Origin of the sequence: Flavobacterium sp. P21 (assembly GCF_050632225.1) — a bacterium.
Lineage (GTDB): Bacteria > Bacteroidota > Bacteroidia > Flavobacteriales > Flavobacteriaceae > Flavobacterium.
Genome location: NZ_CP192585.1, coordinates 1,619,701 through 1,635,629, shown reverse-complemented (window position 1 = coordinate 1,635,629; position 15,929 = coordinate 1,619,701). Strand labels below are relative to the sequence as shown.

At 34.2% G+C, this 15,929-nt stretch carries 12 protein-coding genes and 4 pseudogenes; 12 read left to right on the top strand and 4 right to left on the bottom strand.

Annotation, left to right across the window (positions count from 1 at the left end; genetic code table 11):
* Window positions 1–95: 95 nt before the first annotated feature.
* The 3 genes and pseudogenes from ACQ9BO_RS08055 to ACQ9BO_RS08045 form a co-directional block, all read right to left on the bottom strand.
* A pseudogene (locus tag ACQ9BO_RS08055) lies at window positions 96–1,051 on the bottom strand (GSCFA domain-containing protein).
* A gap of 95 nt (window positions 1,052–1,146) precedes the next feature.
* A complete protein-coding gene (locus ACQ9BO_RS08050; protein WP_431244294.1) occupies window positions 1,147–1,944 on the bottom strand; it encodes a hypothetical protein in 798 nt (265 codons plus the stop codon).
* A gap of 347 nt (window positions 1,945–2,291) precedes the next feature.
* Window positions 2,292–3,032, bottom strand: a complete 741-nt coding sequence (locus ACQ9BO_RS08045) for a hypothetical protein (protein WP_431244293.1) — start codon at window positions 3,030–3,032, stop codon at window positions 2,292–2,294.
* Window positions 3,033–3,201: 169 nt separating this feature from the next.
* On the opposite strand from ACQ9BO_RS08045, the gene ACQ9BO_RS08040 reads away from it, so the two are divergent.
* Window positions 3,202–4,947 carry an ABC transporter ATP-binding protein gene (locus tag ACQ9BO_RS08040; RefSeq protein WP_431244292.1) on the top strand — a complete coding sequence of 582 codons (1,746 nt, stop codon included), beginning with the start codon at window positions 3,202–3,204 and terminating at the stop codon, window positions 4,945–4,947.
* 464 nt (window positions 4,948–5,411) lie between these two features.
* Here the strand turns inward: ACQ9BO_RS08040 and alaS are convergent.
* Window positions 5,412–8,050: pseudogene (gene alaS / locus ACQ9BO_RS08035) on the bottom strand (alanine--tRNA ligase).
* Window positions 8,051–8,320: 270 nt separating this feature from the next.
* Here alaS and ACQ9BO_RS08030 point away from each other — a divergent pair.
* From ACQ9BO_RS08030 to ACQ9BO_RS07980, 11 genes and pseudogenes are all read left to right on the top strand, one after another.
* Entirely contained in the window at window positions 8,321–9,298 is a 978-nt protein-coding gene (locus ACQ9BO_RS08030; RefSeq protein ID WP_431244291.1) for a peptidoglycan DD-metalloendopeptidase family protein, read from the top strand.
* 47 nt (window positions 9,299–9,345) lie between these two features.
* On the top strand, window positions 9,346–9,678 hold the full coding sequence (locus tag ACQ9BO_RS08025; RefSeq protein ID WP_012023968.1) for a MerR family transcriptional regulator: 333 nt from the start codon (window positions 9,346–9,348) through the stop codon (window positions 9,676–9,678).
* 37 nt (window positions 9,679–9,715) lie between these two features.
* A pseudogene (locus ACQ9BO_RS08020) lies at window positions 9,716–10,304 on the top strand (LemA family protein).
* 98 nt (window positions 10,305–10,402) lie between these two features.
* Window positions 10,403–10,840, top strand: coding sequence for a TPM domain-containing protein (locus ACQ9BO_RS08015; RefSeq protein ID WP_320566378.1), 438 nt, complete (start codon window positions 10,403–10,405; stop codon window positions 10,838–10,840).
* A gap of 3 nt (window positions 10,841–10,843) precedes the next feature.
* Complete coding sequence (locus ACQ9BO_RS08010) at window positions 10,844–11,677, top strand: TPM domain-containing protein (RefSeq protein ID WP_431244290.1); 834 nt, start codon at window positions 10,844–10,846, stop codon at window positions 11,675–11,677.
* A 93-nt stretch (window positions 11,678–11,770) separates the two neighbouring features.
* Window positions 11,771–12,185 (top strand): annotated as a pseudogene (locus tag ACQ9BO_RS08005) (RrF2 family transcriptional regulator).
* A 253-nt stretch (window positions 12,186–12,438) separates the two neighbouring features.
* Window positions 12,439–13,410 (top strand): TonB-dependent receptor, encoded by a 972-nt coding sequence (locus ACQ9BO_RS08000; protein ID WP_431244289.1) that lies wholly within the window; start codon window positions 12,439–12,441, stop codon window positions 13,408–13,410.
* 91 nt (window positions 13,411–13,501) lie between these two features.
* Window positions 13,502–14,536 carry a TonB-dependent receptor gene (locus ACQ9BO_RS07995; RefSeq protein ID WP_431244288.1) on the top strand — a complete coding sequence of 345 codons (1,035 nt, stop codon included), beginning with the start codon at window positions 13,502–13,504 and terminating at the stop codon, window positions 14,534–14,536.
* A complete protein-coding gene (locus ACQ9BO_RS07990; RefSeq protein ID WP_431244287.1) occupies window positions 14,533–14,988 on the top strand; it encodes a TonB-dependent receptor in 456 nt (151 codons plus the stop codon). Before ACQ9BO_RS07995 ends, ACQ9BO_RS07990 begins: the two co-directional genes overlap by 4 nt.
* Before the next feature lie 166 nt (window positions 14,989–15,154).
* On the top strand, window positions 15,155–15,424 hold the full coding sequence (locus tag ACQ9BO_RS07985) for a hypothetical protein (protein WP_431244286.1): 270 nt from the start codon (window positions 15,155–15,157) through the stop codon (window positions 15,422–15,424).
* On the top strand, window positions 15,406–15,891 hold the full coding sequence (locus tag ACQ9BO_RS07980; RefSeq protein WP_431245088.1) for a DUF2490 domain-containing protein: 486 nt from the start codon (window positions 15,406–15,408) through the stop codon (window positions 15,889–15,891). The genes ACQ9BO_RS07985 and ACQ9BO_RS07980 overlap by 19 nt, the downstream gene beginning before the upstream one ends.
* The last annotated feature ends 38 nt before the right edge of the window (window positions 15,892–15,929 follow it).

Here is a 15,929-nt window from a genome sequence, read left to right as displayed (position 1 = left end):
TTTGCGCCTTTGTGTCTTTGCGCGATTATTTCAAAGCATTTTTTAAGCAACTTTGGTTGGTTCTCGCAAAGGCGCGAAGTCGCTAACAATAAAAGTTAAAACTTAATTTGTGGCAGTTTTTCTCCTAAAAGATTTATTTTCTTTTGAAGATTTGCCAAGAATTTTTGATGTTGATCTGATTCGGGATTGAAACTTCTGTGGCGAAGGCTTTTTTGGATTTCATCGACTTCTTGCATTGTCGAAATACTACTTTCTGAAATATAATTTTCACTGAAAAGCTTCCAGATATAATCGATCGCAATTTGGTTGGGATGCAACATATCTTCATTATAAAAACGATAATCACGAAGCTCGTCCATCATGATTTCGTAAGACGGAAAGTATTCAGTGTTCAGTTTTAAGTGTTCAGTATTCAACACAGAATGCAAAGCCGTAAATAAATGCGATTTGCTTAGTTGATTTTCTATAAATCCGTCTTTTATGTGGCGGACTGGAGAAATTGTGAAAATGAAATTTATATTTGAATTTAGTGTCTGAATTAAATCGATTGTGTTTTGAATGCTTTTCTGAATTGTATCAGCAGATAATAATTCTTTTGAAAATTGTTTTTGAGGCACTTTATGACAATTCGCTACAATTTCTTCGCTTTCTAAATTTCTGTAAATCCAGGAAGTTCCGTAAGTGATTATAATATGAGTTGCTTCTTTTACTTGTTTATTGGTTTCTGTAATCGCTTTATTTAAAGTTTCAAGCAATTCTTGTCGGTCGGAATTACTTAAATCAGAATGCACTTCATAAGAATGCCAACGTTCGTTATGAAAAAAACGTCTTTTTCTTGATAAAAATCCAACTCACAAACTCTTCGAAATATTTTCTCAATTGAAACCGGATTGAAAATAATCCCAAACGGATTTGTTTCATTCTGAAACTTGAAATAATCAAATTTCTCTGCCATATTTTCTGCAAAACAAGAACCTATCGAAAGTATTTTCGAATTATAATCGATTGGCGAATTACTTTTTGAAATTGGAATTTGGGTTCTGAATTGCATGAGAATTTATTTGAATACGAATTTCGCCAATTATGAGCAATAAAAAAACCAAATACAGAAGTATTTGGTTTTGGCAAACATAACATTATTTATATTTAATAAGTGTACTCATGTATTTCACTAACAATTACACCATCTTCTCCATAAAGCATTTGTTTAGTAGGATATCCATCAGCATTATATTCATACATTGTTTTCCTAGAATATGAACTATTATCTTTTGAATAAGTGTATGTGTGTTTAATAAGATTATTAACACTACTATTATCTGCATCAATTAATAAATTGTAACCTAAAACATTTTTAAATGGGCTATTTTTTGTGTCATATTCATAAATACTTGTGCGAACTGAACTTAATCCAGATGGTTGATCAGTGGCAACTAACTTAACTAAGTTTCCATTCTGAAAAGTATATACCTCTAAATAATCAACTTTACTTTCTTCTCCTGTTGTAGCATTTATACTATAAGTTTCTTTTTTAACAGTACCATCGGCATTATACGTATAAACATATCTGCCTTTATATTGTCCAAATGGATATTTAGAAGTGAAATTTCTAGCATATAATGTAGATGTTAGCTTCCCGTTTGTATAAGAGTATGATTCTTCTTCTGTTTTATCACCATTTGTGACATCGTACCCTATCATTTTAGCAATAACATTCCCTTCGTAAGTGAAATTTGTTCGACTTCCTTCATCTATAACACTTACAACTTTATTACCATCATAAGTAATAGTTGAAGTTGTATTCTCCAAAGGGTAATCTGGCTCAGAAAATTTGATTGTTTTAGGTAAAATTGCTGTTTCTGCTTTTCCAGAGTCATCATCATTTGATGAACAAGAAGTAATCGTTAAAGCAAAAGCTCCAAAAAGGCATAAAAATTTTTTCATTTTATATAGGTTTTGATTTTAAATTCCTACAAAATTAATTATATCTATGTCCGGAAATTGGTTTTATAAATTTAAAAACTATTAAAATAAGACATCTTTAAGCCTAATAAATAAAACTCATTAATCTCAATTATTTGTCCTGTATAATCATAAGTTATTTTTTTATCCGATAACCATTTTTATTTTATTCGTATTCCATAGCAATACAGCTGAAATTGCAGTTACAAGATGATGGCGATCTTCAATTGATTTATAAGGGAGTTGTAAAATGGCCGTCGAAAAGCAGAAAATTATAAACAAAAAAAGCCAGACAAAATCTAGCTTTTATAATTAAAATTGTCTGGTTATTAATAGAAGTACTCAATAGTACCTAAACTTTCAGATCCTTTATCAACTTCTTTAGTTGGGTATCCTTGGTCATTATAAGTAAAAGTGCTCTTTGTCCACAAATCACCGTCTGCTGTATCGGTTAAAATATTAAATTTTACGCCACTTCCTTCTCCATCAGCAAATGCAATTTTATCCATTCCTAAAATATTTTTCGCAGGATTGTTTTTATTATCGTATGTATATTTATGATCAGGTTGATTTGCAGTAATTGCTACAATCTCACTTACTTCACCATCTACAAATTTAATTGTTGATGTAACACCTCCTCCTGTTTGAGTTTTACTATCTCCAGAATATGACTTAACCAAAATTGTACCGTCAGTATTGTATGTATAAACTTCTTTATGCCCCCAATCAATATTTGGTTCTACTCTTACAAAAGTTGTTAGTTTTCCTTCTGCATTATAAGAAAATGTATTGATCTGATCAATTGTTCCATCAGGATATTTAAATTCTATTTTGGTAATTAGATCCCCTGTATAAGTGTAATATAGACCTGTATCTCCCGAATCATCTACGGCACTTACTATTTTATTGCCATCATATTTGTAAATAGTTGTGACTTTTTCTCCATCAGAATCTGTAATAATGGTTTTCTTAAGTAAAACAAGATCTGAAGAATCTGAAGAAGAGTCATCACTAGAACATGAATTTAATAATAGAGTCAGAGCTCCGAAAAGACATAAAATTTTTTTCATTTTGATTTGGATAAATTTGTTAATGAAACAAACCTAATATAATCTAAAACTAAAGCCTTACGGTTTTCCATAATCAAACGTAAAAAAATTACATTTTAAATAACATAAATGAACTTTACAAACTAAAACAATTCCTTACTTTTGCATCTTCCACTTTTCTAAAAATCATATGAAATTATTATATTCTTATATAATCAGACACAAAATGCTTTTGTTTTTTGCGCTGATTATGGCTTCGATAAACATTTGTTTCAGTTTATCAGACTCAATTATCACCGGTAAATTAATGCAGGATTGCGGTGTTGGACTACATAAATACGACGGAAACGCCGCTGGCTTTATTAAATCGTTATCTTTCTGGCTCGGGCTTTCGCTTGGCGCGGCGATGATTTCCCGAATTACAAAAAACTTTCAGGATTATTTCACCAATGTCGTAATTCAGAGAACCGGCGCTCAAATGTATACAGACGGAATCAAAAAGTCGCTTGATTTACCTTACGCCGAATTTGAAGATCAACGAAGCGGTGAAACTTTAAGCAAATTAACTAAAGTGCGTTCTGATTCAGAGAAATTGATTACGCTTTCGATTTCTTTGATTTTTCAAACCATTATTGGGTTCATTTTCGTAATCGTATATGTTGCGAGAATCGATTACAGAATTTCGATCATCTTTTTAATTACGGCTCCAATTATTGCTTTGGTAAGTTCGTATTTAGGTAAAAAAATCAAAATTGTTTCTAAGAAAATCGTGAATCAAACCAATGCTTTGGCAGGTTCTACAACTGAGAGTTTACGAAATATTGAGCTTGTAAAAAGTTTAGGATTAACGTATCAGGAAGAAAAGCGTTTGAATTTAAATACGTTTAAAATTCTTCAGTTAGAATTAGAAAAAATTCGTTTCATCAGAAGTTTGAGTTTCATTCAGGGAACAACGGTTCACTTTTTGAGAACTTGCGTGGTTTTCACATTGTATTATTTCCTATTTGGAGGAAAAATTATTGTGGGCGATTTATTGACAATGGTATTTTTCACTTTCTTTATTTTTGGCCCTTTACAGGAACTCGGAAACTTTATTATTGCAATCAATGAAACGAAAGTTTCAATGGAAAACTTTAGAGTTTTATTGAATGCTCCTAAAGAATTTCGTCCTAAAACTCCAAAACATGTTGGAGCAATCCAAAAACTGCTTTTTACCAATGTCAGCTTTCAACATAAAACTGCAAAATTCAAAGCAGTTGAAAATATCAATTTCGAAATTAAACAAGGACAGACTGTTGCATTTGTTGGACCTTCGGGATCTGGAAAAACGACTCTTGTAAAATTATTAGTTGGATTGTATACGCCTGCAGAAGGGCAAGTTTTGTATAATGACATCGACTCAACCGAAATTGATTTATTAGATTTAAGAAAGCAGTTAGGTTTTGTTACTCAAGATGCACAATTATTCTCTGGAACGATTCGCGAAAATTTATTGTTTGTAAAACCAAATGCAAGCGATGAAGATTTATATGATGCGCTAAAACGTGCTAGTTGCGAAAAGCTTTTAAAACGTGCCGAAGACGGACTAAACACCACAATTGGTGAAGGCGGAATCAAGGTTTCTGGTGGAGAAAAACAACGTTTATCAATCGCAAGAGCTATTCTTAGAAATCCGAATTTATTGATTTTTGATGAAGCAACTTCTGCTTTGGATTCGATTACCGAAGAAGAAATCAATGCTACAATCCGAAATATATCTGATAAAAACAGAATTACAGTTTTAATTGCTCACCGTTTATCAACTGTAATGCACGCTGATAAAATCTTTGTACTAGAACAAGGTAAAATCATCGAACAAGGCAAACACGATGATTTGATTGCTGAAAAAGGATTGTATTACGCTATGTGGCGTCAGCAGATTGGGGAGCGTAAGTAGTTTTCTGAGACACTAAGGTTCTAAGATACTAAGCCACTAAGACTCTAAGTTTTTTTCAGTAGCATCCAGCTTTAGCTGGATGGATACTAATTTAAAATTGAAGGGCTTTAGCCAAACTATTACGTTTGGCTAAAGCCCTTTTCTAATTCTTTCCTTTTTCATCCAGTTAAAACTGGACGCTATTGAAATTAAACACAAAATCCGGTAGGTTGTAAAAAACCTGCCGGATTTTGTGTTTATTATCTTTATTAAACTGGACTGAAGTCCAGCTCTACAAAATAGCTTGTTCCTTCGGAACTGTAAAAGAGCCTTCGGCTCGATTTATTTTGTAGGGCCGGATTTTAATCCGGTTGATATATGAATTGCAATAAATAGCAAACCCGACAGGTTTTAAAAACCTGTCGGGTTTGAATTGAATTATAAAAACTTAGTCCCTTAGTATCTTAGAACCTTAGCATCTTTAATTATTTTACAAAATCCACCGCTTTAGTAAGCGCCTCTCCAATTCCATCAACATTTTTACCTCCTGCTGTAGCGAAGAAAGGCTGACCTCCTCCTCCACCTTGAATGTATTTTCCTAATTCGCGAACAACTTGTCCAGCGTTTAAGTTTTTCTCAGCTACAATTTCCTTAGAAATATAACAAGTTAACATTGGTTTTCCTTCGTGAGCCGTAGCGAAAACTATAAATAAATTATTACAAGAACCACCCAATTCATAAGCTAAGTCTTTTGCTCCTTCTGGATTTAAATCTACTTGTTTAGCTAAGAACTGAACTCCGTTGATTTCTTGCAATTCTTTAGCCAAATCAGCTTTCATATTTTTAGCTTTATCTTTTAATAAAGCTTCTAATTGTTTTTTCAATTGCGCATTTTCGTCTTGCAAAGCCAAGATCGATTTTACTGGATCTTGAGCATTTTTAAGCGCTTCTTTGATTTCAGCTAAAGAAACAGCTTGAGACTCAAAGTACTCTTTTGCCGCTTCACTTGTGATCGCCTCAATCCTTCTGATTCCAGCCGCAACAGCTCCTTCAGAAATAATTTTAAAGTGCCAGATGTCAGATGTGTTCGCAACGTGAGTTCCACCACATAATTCGACAGAATCTCCAAATTTAATGGTACGAACTAAATCGCCGTATTTCTCCCCAAATAAAGCAATAGCTCCATCTTCAAGAGCTTGATCTTTTGGAATCGCTCTTTTTTCAATCAAAGGCAAACTCTCACGAATCCTAGCATTTACGAAGTTTTCTACTTCAACTAATTCCTCATCTGATACTTTAGAAAAATGCGAAAAGTCAAAACGCAATGAAGCATTTCTTACCATTGACCCTTTTTGCTCAATATGAGTTCCTAAAATCTTACGTAAAGCTTGGTGCAACAAGTGTGTAGCCGAGTGATTTGACGAAGTTTTAGCTCTCTGTAAAGCATCAACAACAGCAGTAAAAGTTCCTGTAAGATTTTCTGGCAATGATTTTGCCAAATGTATCGTTTGATTATTTTCTTTTTTAGTATCAATAATGTAAACGATATCTCCGTTTTGAGCTTCTAAATATCCTTTATCTCCCGTTTGTCCTCCGCTTTCTCCATAAAATGGTGTTGCATTGAAAACCAATTGAAAAATCTCTCCGTCTTTTGCACTTTCAACTCTACGATATTTTGTAATTTTTACTTGTTGTGATAATCTGTCATATCCAACAAATTCCTGAATATCATCTTCTACAATAACATTCCAATCTCCCGCCGTAACTTTAGAAGCCGCACGTGATCTTTCTTTTTGTAATTGTAATTGTTCTTGGAATCCTACTTCGTCCAATTTCAAACCTCTTTCAGAAAGAATTAAAGCTGTTAAATCGATTGGGAATCCGTAAGTATCATACAATTCAAATGCTTTTTTACCATCAACGGTATCTGCACTGTTATTTGAAATTACAGCATCTAAAAGAACCAATCCTTGATCTAATGTTTTCAAGAACGAATTTTCTTCTTCACGAATTACATTCGAACAAAGTGCTTTCTGTGTTCTGATTTCTGGGAAAGAATCTCCCATTTGCTCGCTTAGTGTTTCAACCAATTTAAAAATAAACGGCTCTTTTGTTCCTAAGAAAGTAAATCCGTAACGAATTGCACGACGCAAAATTCTACGAATTACATATCCTGCACCCGTGTTAGAAGGCAACTGACCGTCAGCAATAGCAAAGGCTACCGCACGAACGTGATCTGCCACTACACGAATAGCAATATTCATTTTATTTTGTTCTTCACTAATTCCTGTTACATCATTAGTGGTATATTTTGCTCCCGTAATGGTTTCAATTTCTCGAATCAAAGGCATAAAAACATCCGTATCATAGTTTGATGTTTTTCCTTGTAAAGCCATACACAAACGCTCAAATCCCATTCCAGTATCTACGTGTTGAGCTGGAAGTTTTTCAAGAGAACCATCCGCTTTACGGTTGAATTCCATGAATACGTTATTCCAGATTTCAACAACTTGTGGGTGATCATTATTTACTAAACTTTTTCCTGAAACCTGAGCTTTTTCTTCTTCAGAACGTAAATCAACGTGAATTTCAGAACAAGGTCCACATGGTCCTTGATCTCCCATTTCCCAGAAATTATCTTTTTTATTTCCTAAAATAATTCTGTCTTCGTCGATTAAAGTTTTCCAGATATCCCAAGCTTCCTGGTCAAAAGGAACGTTATCTTCTTTACTTCCTTCAAAAACAGAAACATAAAGATTCTCTTTTGGAATTTTGTACACTTCTGTCAATAATTCCCAAGCCCAGTTGATCGCTTCTTTTTTGAAGTAATCACCAAAAGACCAGTTCCCTAACATTTCGAACATAGTATGGTGGTAGGTATCAATACCAACCTCTTCAAGATCGTTATGTTTTCCTGAAACACGAAGACATTTTTGCGTATCGGCTATTCTTGGACTTTTTGGAGTTCCGTTTCCCAAGAAAAATTCTTTAAACTGGGCCATTCCCGAGTTGTTGAACATTAAGGTTGGATCGTCTTTAAGAACAATAGGAGCTGAAGGAACAATAGTATGCCCTTTACTCTCAAAAAATCTAAAAATTGTTTACGTACGTCTTGTGATTTCATATTTTAATTAGAAAATGTGTCAATTTGATAATGTGATAATTTTTGCAATGAGATAATTCATCAATCTAAAAATGTGATTACTAGAAAAATTCGATTAAAAACTTAAAATTCAAAACAATAAATTTCGCTTTTAATGCATTATCTAATTATCAAATTGACACATTATCTAATTGCTTTAATTCTTGAAAAAAGTCTCGAACAACTGAAACATTTTTTAATTTTGTTCGACTAACTTATTTTACAAGTCGCAAAAATAGGGTATTTTAAAATATGGCGAAAGTAAAATATTATTACGACTCAGAAAATCTGGCTTATACGAAAATAAAAACCAGAAAAAGGGCAAAAATTGGTTATGCTTTCTTGTTTTTGTTGGCCTCAGCACTGTTTGGCTTTTTAATTTTTGTTCTTTTAATCAATACCTCTTATTTTGAGACTCCAAAAGATCGTTTGCAAGCTCGTGAAATTGAAAATTTAAAACTGCAATATGCTATTCTGAATAAAAAAATGGACGAAATTGACGATGTTGCCGAGTCACTCGAAGATAGAGACAATAATATTTACAGAGTTTATTTCAATAAAACTGAAATTCCAGATTCGATTCGGAAAGAAGGTTTCAGAGATGCTCAGCGATATAAAAAATTAGAAGGCTACAACAATTCACAATTGGTTTTAAACACAACCAAGCGAATCGACAAGCTTTCAAAGCAATTAGCTATTCAGTCTAAATCTCTAGATGAGATTTTGAAATTAGCTGGAGCAAAAGAAAATTTATTATTAGCCATTCCGGCAATTCAGCCAGTTCAGAACGAAAGTTTAAAACGAGTTGCGTCAGGTTTTGGATATCGAATCGATCCTTTCACGAAAGTGAGAAAAATGCACAACGGAATGGATTTTACCGCCAACACAGGCGCTCCTGTTTACGCAACCGGCGACGGCGTGGTGGATCGAGCTGATGCCACTGCTTCGGGATTTGGAAATCATGTGGTTATCAGGCATGGTTTTGGCTATGAAAGTTTGTATGCACATTTGAGCAAATACAATTGCAGACCAGGACAACATGTCAAAAGAGGAGATATTATTGGTTATGTGGGAAGTACAGGAAGATCTGAAGGTCCGCATTGCCATTATGAAGTTCATAAAGATGGAAAAGTCGTAAATCCGCTGAATTTTTATTACGGAAATATTTCGGTCGCTGAATATGTAGCAATTTCGCAAATGGCAAATCAGGAAAATCAATCGTTGGATTAATACTATAAAAAGTGTTATTTTTGAAATAAAATAGAAAAAAACAAATCATGCATATCGAACTTTCAAAAGACAAAAGATATTACAGTATTGGCGAAGTGGCCAAAGCTTTTAATGTCAATGCCTCTTTGATACGCTTTTGGGACAGCGAATTTGATATTCTGAAACCAAAAAAGAATGCCAAAGGAAATCGAATGTTTACTCCGGAAGATATTACAAACCTACAGCTGATTTATCATTTGGTCAAAGAAAGAGGTTTTACACTTGAAGGCGCCAAAACGCATTTAAAAGAGGGACAGAAGAAAACATTAGATAAATTCGAAATAATACGTAAATTAGAATCCATAAAAACACAATTAAACGACATCAAAAACGAATTGTAATTAAATAAAAATAGAAATAAACCTAAATTAAATACTCATGAAAAGATTTTTGCCTTGGATTATCGCCGCAGTTGTTATTATTGGAATTTACAGCTGGGTTAAAGGAATTAACAATACTGCGGTAACATTAAATCAAACTGTAGAACAATCTTGGGGAAATGTTCAAACAGCTTACCAAAGACGTAACGACCTTATTGGAAATTTAGTAAACACGGTAAAAGGTGCTCGCTGATTTCGAAAAATCAACTTTAACGGCTGTTATCGAAGCTCGTGCAAAAGCGACAAGCGTGACTGTGGATCCATCTAACATTACACCGGAACAACTTGCTGAATTCAATAAAGCACAAAGTGGTGTATCTTCATCTTTATCAAGATTATTAGTTTCTGTTGAGCAATATCCAACATTAAAAGCAAATGAGAATTTCTTGAAACTTCAAGACGAATTGGCTAGTACTGAAAACCAAATTCTAACGGCAAGAACTCGTTTCAACGAAGCTGTTGCGCCTTATAACAACCACATCAAAACATTCCCAAACAGCTTGTTTGCAGGTATGTTTGGATTTAAAGAAAAAGCATATTTCAATGCTGTCGAAGGTGCTGACAAACCAGTTGAAGTAAAATTCTAAGATTTAATATTTTTGATTAACGATTTTTAGATTTCAAATTTAATCTGCAATCTAAAATCTATCCCGAGGCTTCGGGACTAAACTCTAAAATAATTTCCATGTCAAAAGTAGAAGATTTTTTAACCAAAGAAGAAGAGCAAGAAATTGTTGAAGCTATTCGCATGGCCGAAAATAATACTTCTGGCGAAATTAGAGTACATATAGAAAAAACAACTTCTAAAGCTCATTTTGACCGAGCTTTAGAAGTTTTTCATGAATTACGAATGGATGAAACTAAATTGAAAAATGGCGTATTACTCTATTTTGCAGTTGAAGACAAAAACTTTGTGATTTGTGGAGACAAAGGAATTAATGATCTAGTTGCCAATGATTTTTGGGACTGTACCAAAGACATTATGACCAATCATTTTAAAGCTGGAAATTTTAAACAAGGAATTGTTGACGGAATTACAAATGCCGGAGAACAATTAAAAAAATATTTTCCATGGTCAGAAGATGACACAAATGAACTATCTAACGAAATCTCAAAAGGATAAATGATGAAAAATTCCAATAATACAATTTCAAATTCCAATAGAATTTTTCAATTTACTTTTTTGTTTATCGCGTTTTTTATCTGCAATATTACTTTCGCGCAATTCGAAATTCCTAAAAAACCAGATTTTCAAACTTCTGTTTACGACTACGCGAATCTGTTAAGTGCCTCCGAAAAATCGCAGTTAGAAGAAAAACTTATCCGTTATTCTGATTCTACCACTACTCAAATTGTTGTAATTACAATTGAAAGCCTAAAAGGTGAAGATGTAAGTCAGTTAGCAACTAAATGGGGACAGACGTGGGGAATTGGAGGAACTGAAAAAGATGACAATGGCGTAATTATTTTATTAGCAAAAAACGAAAAGAAAATTGCCATTAATCCGGGTTACGGACTTGAAGATCGATTGACGGCAGGAATTGGCGGAACGATTATCAGAAATATTATAATTCCTGAATTTAAAGCTGGCGGCTTTTATAATGGTCTAGACAAAGGAACAGATGCTATAATTGACGTTTTCAAAGGAAAATTCAAAGGCGAAAGAAAACAAAGCAAAGGAAAAGACTTTCCGATATTGCCATTCATCGTAATTGTTGTTATTGTATTGATTTTAATGTCTCGAAACAAACGAGGCGGAGGAGGAAATTCAGGCAACAGTGGCGGAGGCCCTAGCCTACTCGACGTTATTATTCTAAGTAATCTTGGAAGAAGTGGCGGAGGCGGTTTTGGTGGGTTCGGCGGCGGATCATCTGGAGGTGGTTTTGGCGGAGGCGGTGGCTTCGGTGGCGGATTTGGCGGTGGAGGTTTCTCTGGTGGCGGATCTAGCGGAGGCTGGTAAACAAATTTTGTTTCAAGTTTTATTTGTTTCACGTTTCAAGTTTAGGTTTCAAGTTTAAAAAATCATACATTTACATTTTACAATTTAATATAGATGTTATCACATAAAGCAAAATACGCCCTTAAGGCCTTACTTTATTTAGCAGAACAAGACGAAAATCACATTTCTAGAACTATAGAAATTGCTGATGGCGCTAACATTCCCAAAAAGTTTTTAGAGCAAATTTTATTAGATCTAAAACGAGGACGTTTTGTGAGCGAGCAAGCAAGGAAAATTTGGCGGATATTATCTGATAAAATCAAAAAACGACATCACTTTGGCAGAAATTCACCGATTATTTGACGGTGCAATTGCACTTTTGCCATGCGCTTCTTTAAATTTTTACGAACCTTGCTCTGATTGCAAAACCGAGTCTGAATGCAGTCTGCGTCACGGTTTGATGCTTATCAGAGATAAAACTTTGAAGGCTATGGAAGGCATCACAATCGCCTCATTAGTAAAAAAATAAAAAAATATTTTCTAAAGTCTAGTAAATCGATAGAATTAATTATATATATTTGCCAAAAAATAATTAACAAACCAATTACAAATTTTTGACTCATGAAAGAACATTTCAGTTTATTAGGCGTAACCAAAAGTCTTTTGCAAATAAATTATAATAGTCAGTTAAAAACTGCAAAAAGCATTTCCTGTATGATGTGTATGTGTAAATAAAAAAATTTATTTTAAAACTCTACTAATCACATATACTTAATATAAAAATGAAAAATTCGATTAAAAATATACTTACAATATTATCTGTTTTAACTTTTTCAATCTCATTTGGACAAAACATAGAGGGCTACGTTAAAACAAAAGAAAATACCACATTAGAAGCCGCAAATGTTGTTGTTAAAGGAACTACAACAAATACAATTACAGACGCTACGGGAAAATTTACCATCGATACTAAAGGAAAACTTCCAATAACACTTTTAGTTCAATATGTGGGCTACAAAACAACTGAAATCGAAATTGATGATCTGCCAGCAACCCCATTGCAAATTATTTTAAACGAAGAAAACGAACTTGTTGAAGTTGTGGTTTCTTCAAGAAGAAGAATTGAAAAAGTTCAAGATGTGCCAATTGCAATTTCTGTAATTACAGGAAAGCAGGCTGAACAAACTGGAGCATTCAACGTAAACCGTATTAAAGAATTAGTTCCATCAGTACAACTTTATTCTTCAAATCCGAGAAATACTGGAATCAACATTCGTAGTTTGGGTTCTCCATTTGGGTTAACCAATGACGGAATTGATCCTGGAGTTGGTTTTTATGTTGACGGAGTTTATTACGCGCGTCCGGCGACAACAACTTTAGACTTTATTGATGTTGAACAAATCGAGGTTTTACGTGGGCCACAAGGTTCATTATTTGGAAAAAACACTACTTCTGGTGCTTTTAATATCACTACTAGAAAACCAAGTTTTTCTACAGGAGCAGATTTTGAAGTAAGTTATGGAAACTATAACTTTTTACAAGCAAAAGCATCGGTTACTGGAGCTTTGGGCAAAAAAGTAGCTGGAAGAATCTCTTTTTCAGGAACACAAAGAGATGGTTTAGTTGATAATGTTGCAACAGGAAGACCTACAAATACATTGAATAATCAAGGAATTAGAGGGCAATTGCTTTGGACGCCTTCTGTAAATACCAACATTATTTTGGCAAGCAGATATTACAACGCAACGTCCTGACGGATATGCTCAAGTTGTTGCCGGAGTTGCCCCAACTCAAAGAGCGGCTTATCGCCAATTTGATGCCATAATCAAAGATCTAAATTATCAATTGCCAAGCCTAAATGCTTTTGACCGTAAAATTGACCACGATACGCCATGGCGTTCAAATCAAGACATGGGAGGCATCTCGCTTAATATTGACACAAAAGTTGGACCGGGAACATTGACTTCGACTACAGCTTGGAGATTCTGGAACTGGGATCCATCGAATGATAGAGATTTTACAGGATTGCAAGTATTAGCAAAATCGCAAAACCCAACAAGACAAACACAAGTAACTCAAGAAGTACGTTACGCTGGCCAACTTTCTAGTAAAGTAAGCGGTGTTGTGGGTGCATTCTTTATTGACCAAACTTCGCAGACCGATGGTACAGAAGAATCTGGAAATGCACAATGGAGATTTTCTCAAAGTACTACAAGTCCGTTATGGAAAACTCCTGGGCTTTTTGAAGGATACGGAATCAAAACGGATGCAAACATTAGATCATCAAGTGCGGCAGTATTTGGGCAAATTGATTGGGCCATTACAGAGCGTTTTCACGTATTGCCAGGTTTGAGATATAACTTCGACAAAAAAGATGCACATTATTCTCGTAAAACCTATGGAGGTTTACAAACTACAGATCCTGCATTGCTTGCTTTGAAAAAATCAGTTTACTCTGATCAAGCATTTGATTCGGATACTGACAATACAGACTTTTCAGGAAACATTACGCTTACGTATAAAGCTTCAGACAAAATCAATGCCTACGCAACTTTTGCAAAAAGCTACAAACCAGTTGGTGTAAATGTTGCCGGACTTCCATCAGATGCAAAAGGAAATCCAATGCTTGATCTTGCAGTTATCAAACCTGAAAAAGTATATCACTATGAATTTGGAGTAAAAACATCTCCTTTCAAAAATTCAATTTTGAACTTAACATTCTTTAATACTGATATTAAAGATTTCCAAACTAACGTTCAAGTCGCTGAATTAGGTGTAAACCGTGGCTATTTAGCAAATGCTGATAAAGTACGTGTAAGAGGTGCTGAGTTAGATGCAAGTTTTGTATTCAGTTCTCACTTGACAGTAAATGCTGCATGACAACTTATACTGATGGTAAATATGTGAAATTTACAAATGCGCCACTTCCATTAGAAGAAACTGGTGCACCGGTAGCCTACAAAGATGTTTCTGGAACTGATTTGCCGGGAGCTTCAAGATGGGCAGGATCTTTAGGCGGCGAACTTTCTGATAATGCAACATTCTTTGGAAATAAAGGAAAAGTATTTTTAGCTGTTGATTCTTATGCACGTTCTGAATTTTCTTCAAGCCCATCGGCTTCAAAATATTTAGTAGTACAAGGTTACGCTATTTTTAATGCACGTTTAGGTTTCCGTGCTTCTCAAGGACTTTCTGTTCATTTCTGGGGACGCAACCTATTCAACAAAGATTATTATGAGCAGTTATTGCCTGCTGGTGGTAACGCAGGACAATATGCAGGAGTTCTTGGTGATCAAAGAACTTACGGAATTACTCTAAAGTATTCTCTGTAATCAGGTTAAGTTAGTTAGTTTAAATCATTGAAACGAGGCAAGTTTTTAAACCTGTCTCGTTTTTTTTATCTTTTGAAATCACAAAATAACACTCAAAGCAAATTTTAATTTGCACCAAATCAATTCTGATTTCTATATATTCGCGACCTGAATTTATGGAGATTAGATGAAGTTTCTCAAATTACTGTTTTTACTTGGCTTAATTAGCACCAATTTATCGGCACAAAATGAAAAGAAAATCGACCAGCAAACTCTAACCTGGACTCGTTATTACAATATTTTGCCTTTATCTGAAAAATGGGCGCTTCATTCTGAATTTGACAATCGGGCTTTTTTAAATCCAGTTCATGAAAACCTTTTTGTCATTAGAACTCAAGGACGGTATCGCGCAAGCAAACTTGTAGATTTAGGTGGCGGATTTGCTTTTTTAGCGTAAATACACAAAACCCAAATGTTGATCCTGATTTCTCAATCCCAGAATATCGAATTCAACAAGACATTACTCTGATTAACGATATTGCAAAAGTCACTTTTCATAATCGTTTTCAGCTTGAAGAACGTTTTATCGAAAAAGCCTCCAGAACAGAATTACTTGATGAATTTTCATTTGCCCTGAGATTCCGTTACAGATTACAATCGACTTTTGATCTTTGGAAAAAAGAAGGCAAAAGCTTAAAAGGTACAATTTCTGACGAAGTAATGTTTAATTTCGGAAAAGACAATAAACTGAACACTTTCGACCAAAATAGATTTTACGTGGCACTCCGCTATCATTTTAATCCAAATCTCGGATTAGAATTAGGCTACTTGAAAAACTTCCAAAGACGCGCCAGCGGTGTAGATTTCTATGATCGAGATATTATTCGTTTTACTGTTTATCATCGAGTTAATAGGAAGTTTTGAAAAAAGGTTCAGAGTGACAAAGTAACAAAGTTGCAAAG

What these genes read in the sequence shown, in the direction of transcription:
- ACQ9BO_RS08050 (WP_431244294.1), bottom strand. Translation starts at nt 1,944, where the DNA reads ATGAAAAAATTTTTATGCCTTTTTGGAGCTTTTGCTTTAACGATTACT.
- ACQ9BO_RS08045 (WP_431244293.1), bottom strand. Translation starts at nt 3,032, where the DNA reads ATGAAAAAAATTTTATGTCTTTTCGGAGCTCTGACTCTATTATTAAAT.
- ACQ9BO_RS08040 (WP_431244292.1), top strand. Translation starts at nt 3,202, where the DNA reads ATGAAATTATTATATTCTTATATAATCAGACACAAAATGCTTTTGTTT.
- ACQ9BO_RS08030 (WP_431244291.1), top strand. Translation starts at nt 8,321, where the DNA reads ATGGCGAAAGTAAAATATTATTACGACTCAGAAAATCTGGCTTATACG.
- ACQ9BO_RS08025 (WP_012023968.1), top strand. Translation starts at nt 9,346, where the DNA reads ATGCATATCGAACTTTCAAAAGACAAAAGATATTACAGTATTGGCGAA.
- ACQ9BO_RS08015 (WP_320566378.1), top strand. Translation starts at nt 10,403, where the DNA reads ATGTCAAAAGTAGAAGATTTTTTAACCAAAGAAGAAGAGCAAGAAATT.
- ACQ9BO_RS08010 (WP_431244290.1), top strand. Translation starts at nt 10,844, where the DNA reads ATGAAAAATTCCAATAATACAATTTCAAATTCCAATAGAATTTTTCAA.
- ACQ9BO_RS08000 (WP_431244289.1), top strand. Translation starts at nt 12,439, where the DNA reads ATGAAAAATTCGATTAAAAATATACTTACAATATTATCTGTTTTAACT.
- ACQ9BO_RS07990 (WP_431244287.1), top strand. Translation starts at nt 14,533, where the DNA reads ATGACAACTTATACTGATGGTAAATATGTGAAATTTACAAATGCGCCA.
- ACQ9BO_RS07985 (WP_431244286.1), top strand. Translation starts at nt 15,155, where the DNA reads ATGAAGTTTCTCAAATTACTGTTTTTACTTGGCTTAATTAGCACCAAT.